The sequence below is a fragment of the Actinokineospora inagensis DSM 44258 genome, from assembly GCF_000482865.1.
Taxonomy (GTDB): Bacteria; Actinomycetota; Actinomycetes; order Mycobacteriales; family Pseudonocardiaceae; genus Actinokineospora; species Actinokineospora inagensis.
Window position 1 is genome coordinate 217,480 of sequence record NZ_KI519517.1, and the last position, 15,696, is coordinate 233,175.

Consider the following 15,696-nt stretch of genomic DNA (forward strand, 5'->3'; position numbering starts at 1 on the left):
GATCCGGGGTCACCAGATTCGGTGACACCACCGGACCGTTGACATGGACCCCAGATCTCGGCCCCGTCCTGGAGTCATTGCCGCACCACGCCCCGCCCGGCCCGCCCGTCGACCCGAGGCAGTTGTCCACACTCCGCCCGGTTGTCCACACCCCACCCCACTCCCCCTTGACAACTCGCGTTTCGCGCTATCGTCAGGAATGGCACTGAACCGCCCCGGGTTCGATAGAGACTCGTTTAGTTGGCTGATCCAGCCGGGGTTGGCTGGTGTTGACGGTAGTAGACGGTCTCGACGTCGGTGGGTGCCAGGGGTCCGATGCTGCTGTGTAGCCGCCGGTTGTTGTACCAGTCGATGTATTCCAGGGTGGCGTATTCGACCTGGTCACGGGTGCGCCAGGGGCCTTGGCGGTTGATCAGTTCGGTCTTGTAGAGCCCGATGGTCGACTCGGCCAGGGCGTTGTCGTAGGCATCGCCCACCTAGCCGATCGAGGTGTCGATCCCGGCCGCGAGAAGGTGGTCGGTGAAAGTCAAAGACGTATATTGACTGCCCGCGTCGGAGTGGTGGATCAAGCCCGCCGTGATCGGGTGACCTGTGTGTCCACAATGCCATTTTTCAGCGCGTCGAGCACGAGCGTGGTGTGCATGGTGGTGTCGGCCTTCCAGCCCACGATCCGGCGGGAGAAGACGTCGATGACGAACGCGACGTAGACGGTGCCCGACCAGGTGGGCACGTAGGTGAAGTCCGCCACCCACAACGCGTTCGGGCGTCCGGCGGTGAAGTCCCGGTCGACCAGGTCGCCTGCGCGGCGCCCGTCCTTGGCCGGGATCGTGGTGCGGCGGGGACGGCCGCGGACCACGCCGCTGATGCCCGGTTCACGCATCAGGCGCTCGACGGTGCACCGGGCGACCGTGATCCCCTTGTGGCGCAACGCGGTCCAGATCTTGCGCGCTCCGTAGACCTGGTAGTTGTCCCGCCACACGGACAAGATCTCGTTCTTGAGGTTCTCGTCGCGCACCGCTCGCGTCGAGGCGGGGCGGGCCTTGGCGGCGTAGTAGGTGGACGGGGCGATCGTCACGCCTGTCCGGCGCAGGACGCGACAGATCGGCTCGACCCCGAACTCCTGTTTGTGCGGTCGATGTAGTCGATCACCGTTGCGTGGGGCGGTCGAGCTCCGCCGCGAAGATGGTCGCCGCCGACCGGAGAATCTCGTTGGCACGCTTCAGTTCCGCCACTTCACGCTTGAGGCGCTTGAGTTCCGCGGACTCTTCCGTCGTGGTCCCGGGACGGGCACCGTGGTCGACCTCGGCCTGCCTGATCCACTTACGCAACGTCTCCGGGGTCACCCCGAACCTCGGCGCGATCGAGCACACCGCCGCCTACCACGACGGGTACTCGCCCCGATGCTCCTGAACCAGCCGCACCGCCCGCTGACGCACCTCGGCCGAGTGCCGTGACGTACCTGCCATGACTCCATCCTCCACAAGCAATGAAGTCCCCACCAAACCCGGGGCGGTTCAGCCCCGACCCCGGGTGGGTGGGCCCCTGTCTGGACCACGACGGCCGGTACGTCAAGCAGATCCGTGGCGCGGTACCCGATCGAGTCGCACCGCGCTGGTCCAACGCCTCGTCGCAGCCGATCGCCACAGGGGCCGTGGTTGGTCGTGGCGTCTGTGGTTGGCGGCACTGCCTGTGGTTGGCGGCAGTGTCCGCCGCCGACGCGGGCCTTGTGCCGGGCCTGTGCGCGGCCATGGAGATCCCGCTCTGTGGTTGGTCGGAGTGTCCCTGTTGGCGGCAGTGTCGGTGCTTTGGCGGCAATGCCGTGGTCGCTCGCAGTGCCTTTGGTTCGGTGGTAACGCCGTGGTCGGTCGCAGTGTCTGTGATTGCCCACAGTGCCCGTGGATGGTCGCAGTGCCCGTGGATGGTCGCAGTGCCCGTGGTCGGTCGCAGGGTTCATGGACGGTCGCAGTGTCCGTGATGGCCGACAGTGTCTGTGGTCGGCTGCGGCGCTCGTGGTTGGTCGCGGCGTAGGTGGTTGTCCGCACCATCTGTGGTTGCGCGTTGCGTGGCTGGTCGTCCGCCGCATCTGTGGTCGGCTGAGGTACTGGAGGGTTGTCCACATCTCGGGTGGTTGTCCACAGCGAATCCGCGCGGCCCTTGACAGGTCGCCGATCTTGATAGCCTCAGGAATGGGCCCCCGGCCCCGGGTGGGAGGGGTCTGGCTGGAGTCCGGTGGGGGTTGGCGTCAAGGGCTCGATCGGGTGGATCGCCGGGTGGGTAAGGGGTTTTGGGCGGGTCACTCTGGTGTGTTGCCAGTTTTCCAAAAGGTTGACACCCCGGTCGGGGCTGCACTTCAATCCGACTATGGTCCAGACCAATTGTCCGGGTTCCCGCCCCGGCGGATCGGGCCAGGCGCGGCGCGGCCGCGTTGTTCGCAGTTCCGCCACGGTCCCGGGAGGTCCTGTGCGTACCCGACATCGCTTGTTGGCCGGTCTGAGCGCGGTCGCGTTCACCGTCTTGGGGTTGGTGGTCGCGCCGACCACCGCTGAGGCGGCGAACCTGTTGTCCAATCCCGGGTTGGAGTCCGGTTCCCTGTCACCGTGGACCTGTTCGGCGGGTGCCGGGTCGGTGGTCGGTTCGCCGGTGCACGGGGGGAGCAAGGCGCTCGCGGGCGCGGCGACCGGGGGTGACATCGCGCGGTGTGCGCAGACCGTGGCCGTCAAGCCGAGTACCACGTACTCGCTTTCCGTGTGGGTGCGCGGCAACTTCGTCAACCTCGGCGTGACCGGTGGCGCGTCGCGGTGGACGTATGCCGCCGATTACGCGCAGCTCGGGTTCACCTTCACCACGACCGCGAGCCAGACCACCGCCGAGATCTACATCCACGGGTGGTACGGCCAGGGCACCTACTACGCCGACGACTTCGTCCTCGACGGTCCCGGCGGTGGCGGCGGCGACACGCAGCCCCCCACCACGCCGGGCAACCCGCGGGTCACCGGTGTCACCTCGAACAGCGTCTCGCTCGCCTGGGACGCCTCGACCGACGACACCGGCGTAGTCGGTTACGACGTCGTCCGCGACGGCCAGGCCACCGCGGTCACCGGCACCAGCGCGACCGTGGGCGGTCTGTCGCCGAGCACCGCCTACAGCTTCACCGTCCGCGCCCGTGACGCCGCGGGCAACGTCTCGACCGCGTCGGCGCCGGTGAGCGCGACGACCAGCAAGGACGACGGGCCTGGCGACCCCGGTCCGCGGTTCATCCAGGCCGCGCCGTACGTCTACCTCGGTTGGGGGAACCCGCCGACCGCGCCCGAGGTCATGAAGCCGACCGGCGTCAAGTGGTTCACCATGGCGTTCATCCTCGCCCAGAACGGCTGCAGCCCGTCGTGGGACAGCCAACGCCCGTTGACCGGTGGCGCGGACGAGACCTTCATCAAGGCCGTGCGTGCCAACGGCGGTGACGTCGTCCCGTCGATCGGTGGCTGGAGCGGCAACAAGCTCGGCCCGAACTGCTCGACCCCCGAGGCGCTGGCCGGTGCCTACCAGAAGGTGATCGACGCCTACAAGCTCAAGGCCGTCGACGTCGACATCGAGAACACCGACGAGTTCGAGGCGCCCGCGGTGCAGGACCGCATCCTGTCCGCGCTGAAGATCGTGAAGGCCAAGAACCCCGGCTTCCACACGATCCTGACCATGCCGACCCTCACCACCGGCCCGAACTCGTGGGGCAACCGCCTGATCGAGCAGGCCAAGGCGCTCAACGCCGACATCGACAACTTCACCATCATGCCGTTCGACTTCGGTGGCGGCGCCGACATGTACGGCAACACCATCAACGCCACCGAGGGCCTCAAGACCAAGCTGAAGTCCACCTTCGGCTGGACCGACGCCCAGGCCTACGCGCACATCGGCATCTCCGGCATGAACAACCAGAGCGACCAGGGCGAGAACACCACCCCGGAGATCTGGACCAAGATCCGCGACTGGGGCAACTCGCACCACATCGGCCGCTTCACCTACTGGGCCGTCAACCGCGACCGCCCGAACTGGCAGTTCACCTCGATCACGGCGGGCTTCACCGGCTGAGGCGTCCAGAATGGACGAAGCCCCCTCCCGGAACTCCGGGAGGGGGCTTCGCTCTGGGGATCAGCCGTTGATGGACTTGAGGCCCGCGTAGTCACCGGCGCCGAGGAGGCGGCGGGAGATGTCGCAGGGGGAGCTGGCCGGGGTCATCACCTGGGCGGCGTCCTTGGTCTGGTCGACGTGGGCGAGACCGGCGGTGTGCAGGCGCTCGTGGGTGAGGGTGGTCTGCAGGTCGTACTGGGCGCCGGTGCAGTTGGCGGGCTTGCTGGTGAACCAGGTGTACGCGGTGTTGTCGATGAGGGTGTCGGAGGCGACGACGACGCCCTTGGCGTTGTAGTAGGTGCAGGTGTAGGCGAGGGTCTTGGCCGGGAGGGTGCCCCAGCCGGTGACCGACTTGCCGTCGTTGCCGGTGCAGGCGCCGTTCGCGTCGACCTGCGGCTTGAGGGTGGTGGTGCCGCCGTAGGCGTAGACGGTGGTGAAGTTGGCGGGCATCCCGCAGCGGTTGGCGCCGGTGGCGACGGTGTTGGACGCGGTCTTGATGGTGTCGAGCGCGGTGCCGGAGATGTTGGCCGGGACGCCGGTGCCGTTGTACAGCCAGGTCAGGGTGCCGCTGACCTTCCAGGACTTGGTGGCGTAGGTGGTGTCGGTGCAGGCGGTGTCGGCGGCGGCGGTGCTCGTGGTGGCGGCGGAGGCGTCGCCGTTGAAGGTGATGGCCTCGGCCTCGACGCGCACCTGGTTGTCGGTGGCGGCGATGGTGGCGGAGGTGGTGCCCTGCGCGGTGACGACCACCGCGGAAGCGGCCAGGATGGTGGCGGCGATGGTGGTGATCGAGCGGCGCATTGGACTGTCCCTTCGGTTCTGGCTTGGTGAAACCAGATTCGCGGGCCAGGGGAGCGGGTCGGGTGCCCGCTCGGGTGCGAGACGGGTGCACCGCTCAGTTGGCACGCAGCGCAGTCGACAACAGGGGGTTGCCCCTGATCGGTACCCACTCGTTCGGGAATCCAGGCCGCCGTGGCCCACCGGGAGGTCACGGTCGCCCCGTTCGGGACGGACCGTGTCACCCGGGCGTGGTCAACACCCCTATTTCGCGTTGAGGTAGGCCAGCACCGCGAGCACCCGTCGGTGCCCCGCCTCGTCGCTGGGCAGGTTCAACTTGCCGAAGATGCTGCGGATGTGCTTGTGCACGGCCCCGTCGCTGACGAACAGCAGCTCACCGATGGTGCCGTTGCCGTGCCCCTCCGCCATCAGCGCCAGCACCTCGCGCTCGCGCGGGGTCAGCGTGGCCAGCGGGTCGTCCGCCCGGTGCCGCACCAGCAGTTGCGCGATGACCTCGGGGTCCATCGCGGTGCCGCCCTTGGCGACCCGGCGCAGCGCGTCCAGGAACTGCTCGACCCGCCCGACCCGTTCCTTCAACAGGTAGCCGACGCCGCCCGCCCCGTCGGCGAGCAGTTCGGCCGCGTAGCTGTTCTCCACGAACGCGGACAGCACCAGCACCGGCAGCCCGGGGTGCCGCCGCCGCGCCTCGGCCGCGGCCCGCAACCCGTCGTCGGTGAACGTCGGCGGCAACCGCACGTCCACCACCACGATGTCCGGGCGGTCCGCGGTCACCGCGGCCAGGAAGTCGTCGGCGTTGTCCGCGGCCGCGACGACGTCGATGCCCGCGGTGCGCAGCAACAGGACCAGCCCCTCGCGCAGCAGGGCGTCGTCCTCGGCGATCATGACCCGCACGGCAGCTCCACCCGCAGCTCGGTCGGCCCACCGGCCGGACTGGTCAACCCGGTGCGCCCGTCCAGCGCCTCGACCCGGCGGCGGATGCCGACCAGGCCGCTGCCCAGGTCCTCGTCGGCACCGCCGTGCCCGTTGTCGCTCACCGTGATCCGCAGGGTGTCCTCCGTGGCGTGCAGGGCGATCGCGGCGCCGGTGGCGCCGGAGTGCTTGGTGATGTTGGTCAGCGCCTCGGCGACGATGAAGTACGCCGCCGCCTCGACCGCGGCCGGGCGGCGCCCGATGTCGGCGATGTCCAGTGCGCAGGGGATCGGGCAGCGGGCGGCCAGCGCGGTCACCGCGCCGTCGAGCCCCCGGTCGGAGAGCACCGGCGGGTAGATGCTGCGCACCACGTCCCGCAGTTCGGCCAGTGCGCTGGTCGCTGTGTCCTGCGCCGTGCGGATCAGGTCGAAGGCGGCGTCCGGGTCGCGCCCGCGCAACTGCTCGGCGATGCCCAGTTGCATGATCACCGCGGCGATCCTGGCCTGGGTGCCGTCGTGCAGGTCGCGTTCGATCCGACGCAGTTCCGCGCCGTGCGCGTCCAGGGCGGCGGCCCGCGACGCGGTCAGCTCGGCCACCCGGTCCGACAGCACCACGCCGTCCGCGGGCCGCAGCAGCCACCCCGCTAGACGGACCTGTCCGCGGAACGCGGCGGGAAGGACCAAGAGCGCCAGAGCGGCATAGATGATTCCGTACCCGACAGCGATCCCCGCGCGTGACCACGAGTTCACCTGGTAGTCGAACCCGCTGGGCACACCACCCGGCACCAGCCACCAGTACGCCGGGATCAACCACTGGTTGACCGCGCCCAACGGCAGCCCCACGGCCAGGACCGCGAACGGCAGGCCGGACAGGCCGTGCAACACCATCCAGGCCAGGTCCCGGCGGGTGGCCGGGTCGGTGACAATGATCCGGACCTGGGTCCGCAACGGCCCGGTCACCACTCGGTGCGGCTCCGGGATCGGCGTCCCGGTGGCCCGCGCGACCCGGCGCCGCTCGACGCCGGTCAGCCACCGGCCCAGCCGCGCCGCCTCGGGCAGCACCGGCAGGCCCAGCCCGAACACCGCGCACAGCGCCACCACCAGCAGCAACCCGAGGACGGCCGCCAACGACAGCGCCGCCGTGCCGCCGCCGACGAGCAGGTACCGCACCGCTCGCCAGTGCCTGCCGAGCAGTCGGGTCGGGGGAGGGCTCACCCGGTGATTGTGCGGCATCCGCCCGGTCCGGGTCGCCATCGGACCACAGTGGACGCCGACCCGGGTGACCCCGGTCTCACCGGCCAACCGATCGCCTGTGCCGTAACGGGTTGACCGGAACCGACCCGGGCGAGCACGGACAGGCACGGAGCGGGGTGCGAATGGGCAGCCGTGTTTGGCTGCCGGTCGAACTGCCGGTTGAATGGGCGGTGGTGGACGACATGCGCGAGAACGACACGAATGAGAAGGCCGCCGAACAGTCCTCGACCTTCGGCAGGCTCCTGCTGGAGCACCGGCGTGCGGCCGGGCTCACCCAGGAGCGGCTGGCGGCCGCCTCCGGGCTGAGCGTGCGCGCGCTGCGCGACCTCGAACGCGGGCGGGCCCAGGCGGCCCAGCGGCGGTCGTCGGAGTTGCTGGCCGACGCGCTGAGCCTGACCGGTGGCGACCGCGACGCGTTCCTGACGGCCGCCCGCGACGGCCGCAGGCGGGTCGCCTCCCCGGTCGGGCCGCCGTGCGCGGTGCCCCAGCCGGTGACCGACCTGCGCGGCCGGGACCGGGAACTGGCCGAGATCCGGGTTGCGGCGGACCACAGTCCGGTTGTCGCCGTGGTCGGGCAGCCCGGGGTCGGCAAGACGACGCTCGCCGTGTCCGCCGTGCACCAGTTGCGGCCGCACTTCCCGGACGGCTGCTACGCGGTCGACCTGCGCGGCGTGGACGAGACCCCGGTGTCCGCGCGGATGGCGCTCGACCGGCTGCTGCGCGCGCTCGGCGTGGCGGCCCAGCACGTCCCGGTGTCCCGGGAGGAGCAGTCGGCGATGCTGCGGATGGTGCTCGACGGTCGGCGCGTGTTGATCCTGCTGGACAACGCCGCCGACGAGGCCCAGGTGCGCCCGCTGCTGGTCACCAACCCCGGCTGCCTCACCCTGATCACCTGCCGCCGCGCGCTGGGCGGGCTGGAGACCGCGCGCTGGGTGTGGCTGGACCCGCTGCCCCAGGCGGCCTCGATCGAGCTGCTGGGGGTCATCGCGGGCCCCGATCGGGTGCGCGCGGAGCCCGCGGCGGCCGCGGAACTGGCCGCGCTGTGCGGGAACCTGCCGCTGGCGGTGCGGATCGTCGGCAACCGGCTGGCCACCCGGCCGCGGTGGCCGCTGGGCTACCTGGTGGAGCAGTTGCGCGACGACCGCACCCGGCTCGGGTCGCTCTCGGTCGGCGACCTGCAGGTCCGCTCCGCGTTCGACGTGTCCTACCGGCGGCTCTCCGCCGAGGCCAGACCGGTGTTCCGGCGGCTCGCGGCGATCCCCGGTCCGGATTTCGGCGTGGAACTGGCCGAGGTCGTGTCCGGCGCGGCCGGGGTGCCCGGACTGCTGGACGAGCTGGTCGACGCGAGCCTGCTGCACACCGCGTCCACCCCCGGCCGCTTCCAGTTCCACGACCTGATCCGGCTGTTCGCGGGGGAGCGGCTGGCCGCGGAGGAGACCGAGGCCGACCGGGGCGCCATCGTCGACGCGGTGCTCGACTACCTGCTCGGCACCGCGGTGTCGGCGGGGCGGGTGTTCTTCCCGGAGGTCCTGGAGACCGGCCAGTTCGCGTCCCGGCTGGAGGCGGCCCAGTGGTTGGAGGTCGAGGGCCCCAACTGGCTGGCCGCGCTGCGCACGGCGGCCCGGCTCGGTCGGCACCGGGCCGTGCTCGACCTGGCGAAGGCGATGCACTGGTACTCCGACGGCCGCAGCCAGGAACGCCCCTGGGAGGAGATCTTCTCGCACGGCGTCACCGCGGCGCGGGCGTTGGGCGACCGGTCGGCCGAGGCCAAGCTGCTCAACTTCGTCGGCTGGGCGCAACGCCGGTGCAACGGCGAGACCGAGGCTTCGCTGCTGACCCTGCGGCAGGCCCTGGCGGTCGCCACGGAAGCGGGCGACGAGCCGGAGCAGGGCTGGGCGCACATCTACATCGCGGGCTGCCTGCGGGTGCTGGGCAGGCTGGACGAGGCCTTGGAGCACGCCCGGCTGGCGACCTCGTTCGCGCACGTGTTCAGCTTCTGGATCGGCCAGTGCACCAGCCGCAACTTCCTCGGCCACGTGCTGCGCGACCTCGGCCAGTACGAGGAGGCGTTGGCGGTGCACCGGTCCGTGCTCGTCGACGCGGACGCGCACCGGGACAGCGCCAACCTGGAGATCCAGTTGTTCCTGCGCTCGGTCACCACCTCGTCCATCGCGCGGGTGCTGGTCGCCCTGGAACGCTGGGGCGAGGCGATCGACCTGTTCCAGTCCGCCCGCGAGTACGCCCAGGGCGGCCGGTTCATGGTCGAGGTCGCCGAATGCGCCTTGGGGGAGGGCACCGCCTGGCGCCAACTCGGCGCGTACGAGAACGCACGGACCTGCCTGCGGTTGGCGCTGGACACCTCGACCGAGGTCACCGCGCACGGCATCAGGCAGCGCGCACTGGCCGAGTTGGACCTGCTGCCCGGTTCGTAATCCCGTTGCGCTCCACCGGGTTCGCGGGCCAAGGTCACGGCATGGATCGCGAACTCGTCGACCGGTTCACCGCGGACGGCTTCCTCAAACTCGACCAAGCCGTCCCCGCGGACGTCGCCCAGGAATGCGCCCGGCTGCTCTGGGCGGAGATCCCGGCCGAGCCCGACGACCCCGCCACCTGGACCGAACCCGTGCACTGGGTCGCGGGCATGGGGCAGGAACCGTTCGCCCAGGCCATCAACACCCCCGTCCTGCACGACGCCTTCGACACCCTCATCGGCCCCGGCCGCTGGGCGCCACGCGACTCAATGGGCTCCTTCCCGCTCCGCTTTCCACACGAGAGCGAACCGAACGACGCGGGCTGGCACATCGAAGGCAGCTACCAACCACCCGGCGCGGAAACGTACTGGACCAACGTGCATTCCACCGGCCGCGTCCTGCTGATGCTGTTCCTGTTCACCGACATCGACGAACACAACGCCCCAACGAGGATCCGGATCGGCTCGCACATGGACGCCCCGGCCGTACTCCGCGAGCACGGCAGTCGAGGCGCGTCGATCTTCCACATCGGCCCGGACATCGAGGCCGCGTCCGCACACCGCCCCATCGCCCTCGCCACCGGCCGCGTCGGGGATGTCTACCTGTGCCACCCCTTCCTCGTCCACGCCGCCCAACCCAACCACGGCAACCAGCCACGTTTCCTCGGCCAACCCGCCCTCCTGCCATCGGAAACCTTCCACCGCGCGCCCTTCTCACTGACCGTCCTGGACCACACCCCACTCCCCATCGCCCGCACAATCCGCGACGCCCTCCACGGCGACCTTGCCGCGGAATAGCAACGGGAATCGACACGGGAAGACTTCTCTCCTGATGTGGTCAACGCGCTGATCAAAGTCCGCCTCGCACGTCGGTGGGGCCCGTTCGCCTTGCCTGCCCCCTCGGCCGTGCATCGGGTCCTGACCCGTTACCAGCCGGCCCGACTTGTTCACCACGTCGAGCCGCCGACCTGCCGTTCATCGCCCACTGCCGCTATCTTGATTCGAGCCTCGGTCGCCCGCTGAGCAATGGCCTGGCAGCCCATTCGGCAGGTCCAGCCGCCGCACGCCACTCTCGAAACCCGGCGTTGCTCCTCACGCCGACCACCGAAGGCTCATCACCACCCCTCACCGACACCAGTTCAGCCGTCATCGGCCTCTACTCCCATGTCGCTGAACGAGTCTCTGCGTACCCGGACCGGTGATCAACCGGTATCGGGCTGCGGTGTGCGACCCTTCGGGCTTGGTGGCCGACTACCTCCAGCCTCTCCGGCTGTCGCTGAATGAGTCTCTGGGCACTCGGTCCGGTGATCAACCGGTATCGGGCTGCCGTGCGCGACCCTTCGGGCTTGGTGGCCCGATACCTCCAGCCCTCCGACTTATCCACAACCTCGCTCGCCGTCCACAGCTTCGCCCTGCCACTACTACCGCTGCTCAGGGGCCGATAGAATGGCCTCGGGGACGCCCCCCGGGAGGGTGGGGGCACGCCGGAGGCGTCCTGCCCTGCCCTGGGTGGGCGGGGTGGCGGGTGGCGGCCACCCCGCAGCCCGGTTGTCTAGAGGAGGGTGGCGGCCTCGGTGAGGGTGTGGCGGAGGATCTGTTCGATCTCGTCGAACTCGGGTTGGCCGCAGATCAGTGGCGGGGCGACCTGGACCACCGGGTCGCCGCGGTCGTCTGGGCGGCAGTAGAGGCCGTTGTCGAACAGGGCTTTGGGGAGGAAGCCGCGGATCAGGCGTTCTCGTTCGTCGGCGTTCAGGGTTTCCTTGGTGTTCTTGTCCTTGACCAGTTCGACGGCCCAGAAGTAGCCGTCGCCGCGGGTGTCGCCGACGATGGGGAGGTCGCGGAGTTTGCGCATGGTGTCGCCGAAGGCGGTTTCGTTGTCGAGGACTCGTTGGTTGAGGCCTTCGGCTTCGAAGAGGTCGAGGTTGGCCAGGGACACGGCGGCGGCGACGGGGTGGCCGCCGAAGGTGTAGCCGTGCGGGAACATGTTCTTGCCCTGCTGGAACGGTTCCGCCACCCGGTCGGTGGTGATCATCGCGCCGATCGGGGCGTAGCCGGAGCTCATGCCCTTGGCGCAGGTGATGATGTCCGGTTGGTAGCCGAACTTCGCGCAGGCGAAGGTGGTGCCGTGTCTGCCGAACGCGCAGATCACCTCGTCGGAGACGAACAGCACGTCGTACTTGTCGCAGATCTCCCGCACCCGCTGGAAGTAGCCGGGTGGCGGGGTGAGGCAGCCGCCCGAGTTCTGCACCGGTTCGAGCACCACGGCGGCGACGGTGTCCGGGCCCTCGAACAGGATCGCCTCCTCGATGCGGTCGGCCGCCCATCGTCCAAACGCGACTGGATCGTCGCCATGCGTGGACGCTCGGTAGATGTTCGTGTTGGGGACCCGGAAACCGCCGGGGGTCAACGGCTCGAAGTTCTGCTTCATGGCGGGCAGGCCGGTGATCGCCAGCGCGCCCTGCGGCGTGCCGTGGTAGGCGATCGCGCGGCTGATCACCTTGTGCTTCAACGGTTTCCCGACCAGCTTGAAGTACTGCTTGGCGACCTTCCACGCGCTCTCCACCGCCTCGCCGCCGCCGGTCGTGAAGAACACCTTGTTGAGGTCACCTGGTGCTGCCGCGGCCAGTCGTTCGGCCAGCTCGATCGCGGGCGGGGTCGCGTAGCCCCACACCGGGAAGTACGCGAGCTCGCTCGCCTGCCGCGCCATGACCTCGGCCAGTTCCCGCCGCCCGTGTCCAACTTGGACGACAAAGAGACTTGACAGGGCGTCCAACACCTTGCGCCCCTGGGAGTCCCAGATGTACGCGCCCTCACCCCGGGTGATCACCGGGGTGTGCTGGGTGTTCAGCCGGGAGAAGTGCGGCCACAGGTTCCCCCAGCCCGCCTCGCCGGTGCCCGCGACCGCGGCGCTGTGCTCGGTGAGTGTCATTGTCGTGCTCCGTCCTGAGTGGTCAGTCGTTGCGGGGGAAGCCGAGGTTCAGACCACCCTGGTCGCTTTCCGGCCAGCGGGTGGTGACCACCTTGCCCCGGGTGAAGAAGTGCACGCCCTCGGTGCCGTGCGCGTGCGTGTCGCCGAACAGCGAGTCCTTCCAGCCGCCGAAGGAGTAGTAGGCGACCGGGACCGGGATCGGCACGTTGACCCCGATCATGCCGACCTCGACCTCGTGCTGGAACCGCCGGGCCGCGCCGCCGTCGCGGGTGAAGATCGCGGTGCCGTTGCCGTACCGGTTCGCGTTGACCAGGGCCAGCGCCTCGGCGTAGGTGTCCACCCGGACGACCGAGAGCACCGGGCCGAAGATCTCGTCGGTGTACACCGACATCTCGGGGGTCACGCCGTCGAGCAGCGTCGGACCGAGGAAGAACCCCGAGCCGTCCGCGTCCGGCACCACGTCCCGGCCGTCGACCACCACCCGCGCCCCCGCCTCCGCACCGGCGGCGACATAGCCCGCGACCCGGTCGCGGTGCGCGGCGGTGACCAGCGGACCCATGTCGCAGCCGCGGCGGCCGTCACCGGTGCGCAACCCGCGGGCGCGCTCGGCGATGGCCTCGACCAGCGGGTCCGCGATGTCGCCGACCGCGACGACCACGCTGATCGCCATGCACCGCTCGCCCGCCGACCCGAACCCGGCGTTGATCGCGGCGTCCGCGGTGATGTCCAGGTCGGCGTCCGGCAGCACGACCATGTGGTTCTTCGCCCCACCCAGGGCCTGCACCCGCTTGCCCGCCGCGCTCGCCCGCTGGTGCACGTACTGGGCGACGGGCGTGGACCCGACGAACGACACGGCCTTGATCGACGGGTGGTCCAGCAGCCCGTCGACCGCCTCCTTGTCGCCCTGCAGCACGGTGAACACCCCGTCCGGCAGCCCGGCCCGCCGCCACAGCCCGGCCATGAACAGCGCCGCCGACGGGTCCTTCTCGCTCGGCTTGAGCACCACCGTGTTGCCCGCCGCGATCGCGATCGGCACGAACCACAGCGGCACCATCATCGGGAAGTTGAACGGGCTGATGACCGCGACCGGCCCCAGCGGCTGGCGCAGCGAGTGCACGTCGACCCCGGTCGAGGCGTTCTCGGTGTGCCCGCCCTTGAGCAGGTGCCCGATCCCGCAGGCGAACTCGACGACCTCCTGGCCGCGCGCGATCTCGCCCTGCGCGTCCGAGACGACCTTGCCGTGCTCGGCGGTGATGATCTCGGCCAGCTCGTCCCGCGCCGCGTCCAGCAGCTCGCGGAAGGCGAACAGGATCCGGGTCCGCCGGGCCAGTGCCGTGTCCCGCCACCCCGGGAACGCCGCGGCGGCCGACGCCACCGCCCGCTCGACGTCGTCGACCCCGGCCAGCGCGACCCGGCGGGCGAGCGCGCCGGTGGCCGGATCGAACACGTCCCCGGTCCGCCCGGACGTGCCGGGTGACTCCGCGCCGTCGATCCAGTGCCCCACGATGTCCGTGCTCATCCGCGTCCCTTCACCCACAACCGACTACCCCAACGGTGCCCCGCCGACGCCGGCGCAGCCAGTTACACAGTGAAGCCGATCCGGCCCGAGAGCCGACGATGTGTAAAGCACCGTGTTACCGTCGGTCTCGTGTATTTGACCGTGGCGGACGTCCTCGCCACCCCTGGCATCCAGGCGGGCGACCCGAGGGTTCGGGCCGGCGAGGAGAACCTGGACCAGCCGGTCCGCTGGGTGCACGTCAGCGAGATCGCCGAGGTCGCGGGCACCCTGGAGGGCGGCGAGCTGCTCCTGTCCACCGGCATCGTCGCCGTCGACCGCGCGGCTGACCTGGCCGCTTACGTCGAGCGGCTGCGCGCGGCCGGGGCGAGCGGGCTGGTGATCGAGTTGGGCAGGCACCTGCCGTCGCTACCGGAGCCGATGGTCCGCACCGCGCGCAGGCTGGGGTTTCCCCTGGTCGAGCTGCGCCGCACGGTCCGGTTCGTGGAGATCACCGAGGCCGTTCACAGCCGGATCCTGAACGTCCAGCACGAGCGCCTGCGGTTCACCGAACAGGTCAACCGCGTGTTCACGACGCTGACCGTGGAGGGTGCCCGCGTCGACGAGGTCCTCGCCCAGGCAGGCGCGCTGAGCGGCCACCCAGTCGTCCTGGAAGACCTCGCCCACCACGCCCTCGCCCACAGCGGGACCACCCGCCCCACCGAACTCCTCCGCGACTGGGAGTCCCGTTCCCGCCTGGCCGCCGCGGGCGCCGAGACCACCGAGGCGGGTCCCGAGCGCTGGCTGTGCACCCCCGTCGGCCCCCGCCGCGGCCGCTGGGGACGCCTGGTCGTCCCGCGTACCGTGTCGAACCCGGAGCAGACCGTGCCGGTCCTCGAACGCGCCGCCGACACCCTCGCCATCACCCGCATGCTGCACGCCGAGACCCACGACCCCACCCTCGACGCCCACGGCGGCCTGCTCCGCGACCTCCTGGCGGGCCAGGTCACCGACGAGCAGGCCACCGGCGCCCGCCTCCGCGCCCTCGGCCTCCGCCCCGGCCGCACCTACGCCGTGCTCGTCCTCGCCACCCCGTCGACCACCACCGACCAAGCCCTGTTGGATGCCGCCGCCGCCACCGCGCGCAGCCAGGGCCTCGCCGCTCTTACCGGCATCACCGCCCCCGGCCGCGTCGCCACCGTCTTCTCTTGCACAGACGAGCCGTCAGCGCTCCGCTCGTTCCTGACCGACATCGACCTCCCCGTCGGCACCATCGCCACCGCCGCCACCCCCACCACCCGCCTCGCGGGCCTCTCCGCCGCCCTCACCGAGGCCGTCCACATCGCCGACGCCATCACCGCCGACCCCACCCGCGTGGGGGAGCGCGACCTCTACCGCAGCCGAGACCTCGGCGCCCGCGGCCTCCTCTGGTCCCTCCGCGCCGACCCCCGCCTCCACCAGTTCGTCGAACTCCAACTCCACCCCCTCCTCCAAGCCACCCCCGCCGCCCTGGACTTCCTCCGCGCCTACCTGTCCACCAACGGCAACATCGCCGACCTGGCCCGCACCCTCCACCTCAGCCGCCCCGCCGTCTACGCCCGCCTCACCCGCCTGGCCACCACCCTCACCCGCGACCTCACCGACCCCGAAACCCGCCTATCCCTCCACCTGGCCGTCCTCGCCTACGACCAAACCCCCCACGACACCCCTCCCGGCTGACGCT

The 15,696-nt window shown here is 70.5% G+C and carries 9 protein-coding genes, 2 pseudogenes and 1 other annotated feature; of the genes and pseudogenes, 5 read left to right on the forward strand and 6 right to left on the reverse strand.

All coding sequences use genetic code 11. From position 1 onward, the window contains the following. Positions 1 to 236 precede the first annotated feature (236 nt). Positions 237 to 1,466, reverse strand: a pseudogene (locus H504_RS37575) (IS3 family transposase). After that, positions 1,061 to 1,188: a sequence feature (AL1L pseudoknot), on the reverse strand. (Overlaps the previous pseudogene by 128 nt.) A 994-nt stretch (positions 1,467 to 2,460) precedes the next feature. Here H504_RS37575 and H504_RS0128910 point away from each other — a divergent pair. Next, entirely contained in the window at positions 2,461 to 4,083 is a 1,623-nt protein-coding gene (locus tag H504_RS0128910) for a carbohydrate binding domain-containing protein (protein WP_026425631.1), read from the forward strand. Between the two features lie 60 nt (positions 4,084 to 4,143). On the opposite strand, the gene H504_RS0128915 is transcribed toward H504_RS0128910, so the two are convergent. From H504_RS0128915 to H504_RS0128925, 3 genes are all read right to left on the reverse strand, one after another. Next, complete coding sequence (locus H504_RS0128915) at positions 4,144 to 4,920, reverse strand: hypothetical protein (protein ID WP_026425632.1); 777 nt, start codon at positions 4,918 to 4,920, stop codon at positions 4,144 to 4,146. Between the two features lie 240 nt (positions 4,921 to 5,160). Then, complete coding sequence (locus H504_RS0128920) at positions 5,161 to 5,808, reverse strand: response regulator (RefSeq protein WP_026425633.1); 648 nt, start codon at positions 5,806 to 5,808, stop codon at positions 5,161 to 5,163. After that, entirely contained in the window at positions 5,796 to 7,058 is a 1,263-nt protein-coding gene (locus H504_RS0128925; protein WP_051386390.1) for a sensor histidine kinase, read from the reverse strand. Before H504_RS0128925 ends, H504_RS0128920 begins: the two co-directional genes overlap by 13 nt. A 143-nt stretch (positions 7,059 to 7,201) precedes the next feature. Here H504_RS0128925 and H504_RS0128930 point away from each other — a divergent pair, with 143 nt between their 5' ends. The 3 genes and pseudogenes from H504_RS0128930 to H504_RS44135 all read left to right on the forward strand — a co-directional run. Then, positions 7,202 to 9,511: an ATP-binding protein gene (locus H504_RS0128930; protein WP_245614495.1), complete on the forward strand. Its 2,310-nt coding sequence runs from the start codon at positions 7,202 to 7,204 to the stop codon at positions 9,509 to 9,511. Between the two features lie 41 nt (positions 9,512 to 9,552). Beyond that, complete coding sequence (locus H504_RS37585; protein ID WP_035306615.1) at positions 9,553 to 10,347, forward strand: phytanoyl-CoA dioxygenase family protein; 795 nt, start codon at positions 9,553 to 9,555, stop codon at positions 10,345 to 10,347. A 48-nt stretch (positions 10,348 to 10,395) separates the two neighbouring features. Further along, positions 10,396 to 10,494, forward strand: a pseudogene (locus tag H504_RS44135) (IS481 family transposase); the annotation flags it as partial. A 607-nt stretch (positions 10,495 to 11,101) separates the two neighbouring features. On the opposite strand, the gene H504_RS0128940 reads toward H504_RS44135, so the two are convergent. Next, positions 11,102 to 12,478: an aspartate aminotransferase family protein gene (locus H504_RS0128940; RefSeq protein ID WP_026425636.1), complete on the reverse strand. Its 1,377-nt coding sequence runs from the start codon at positions 12,476 to 12,478 to the stop codon at positions 11,102 to 11,104. Positions 12,479 to 12,500: 22 nt separating this feature from the next. After that, a complete protein-coding gene (locus tag H504_RS0128945) occupies positions 12,501 to 13,997 on the reverse strand; it encodes a CoA-acylating methylmalonate-semialdehyde dehydrogenase (protein WP_026425637.1) in 1,497 nt (498 codons plus the stop codon). A 129-nt stretch (positions 13,998 to 14,126) separates the two neighbouring features. Here H504_RS0128945 and H504_RS0128950 point away from each other — a divergent pair, with 129 nt between their 5' ends. After that, positions 14,127 to 15,692 (forward strand): PucR family transcriptional regulator, encoded by a 1,566-nt coding sequence (locus H504_RS0128950; RefSeq protein WP_026425638.1) that lies wholly within the window; start codon positions 14,127 to 14,129, stop codon positions 15,690 to 15,692. Positions 15,693 to 15,696: the final 4 nt, after the last annotated feature.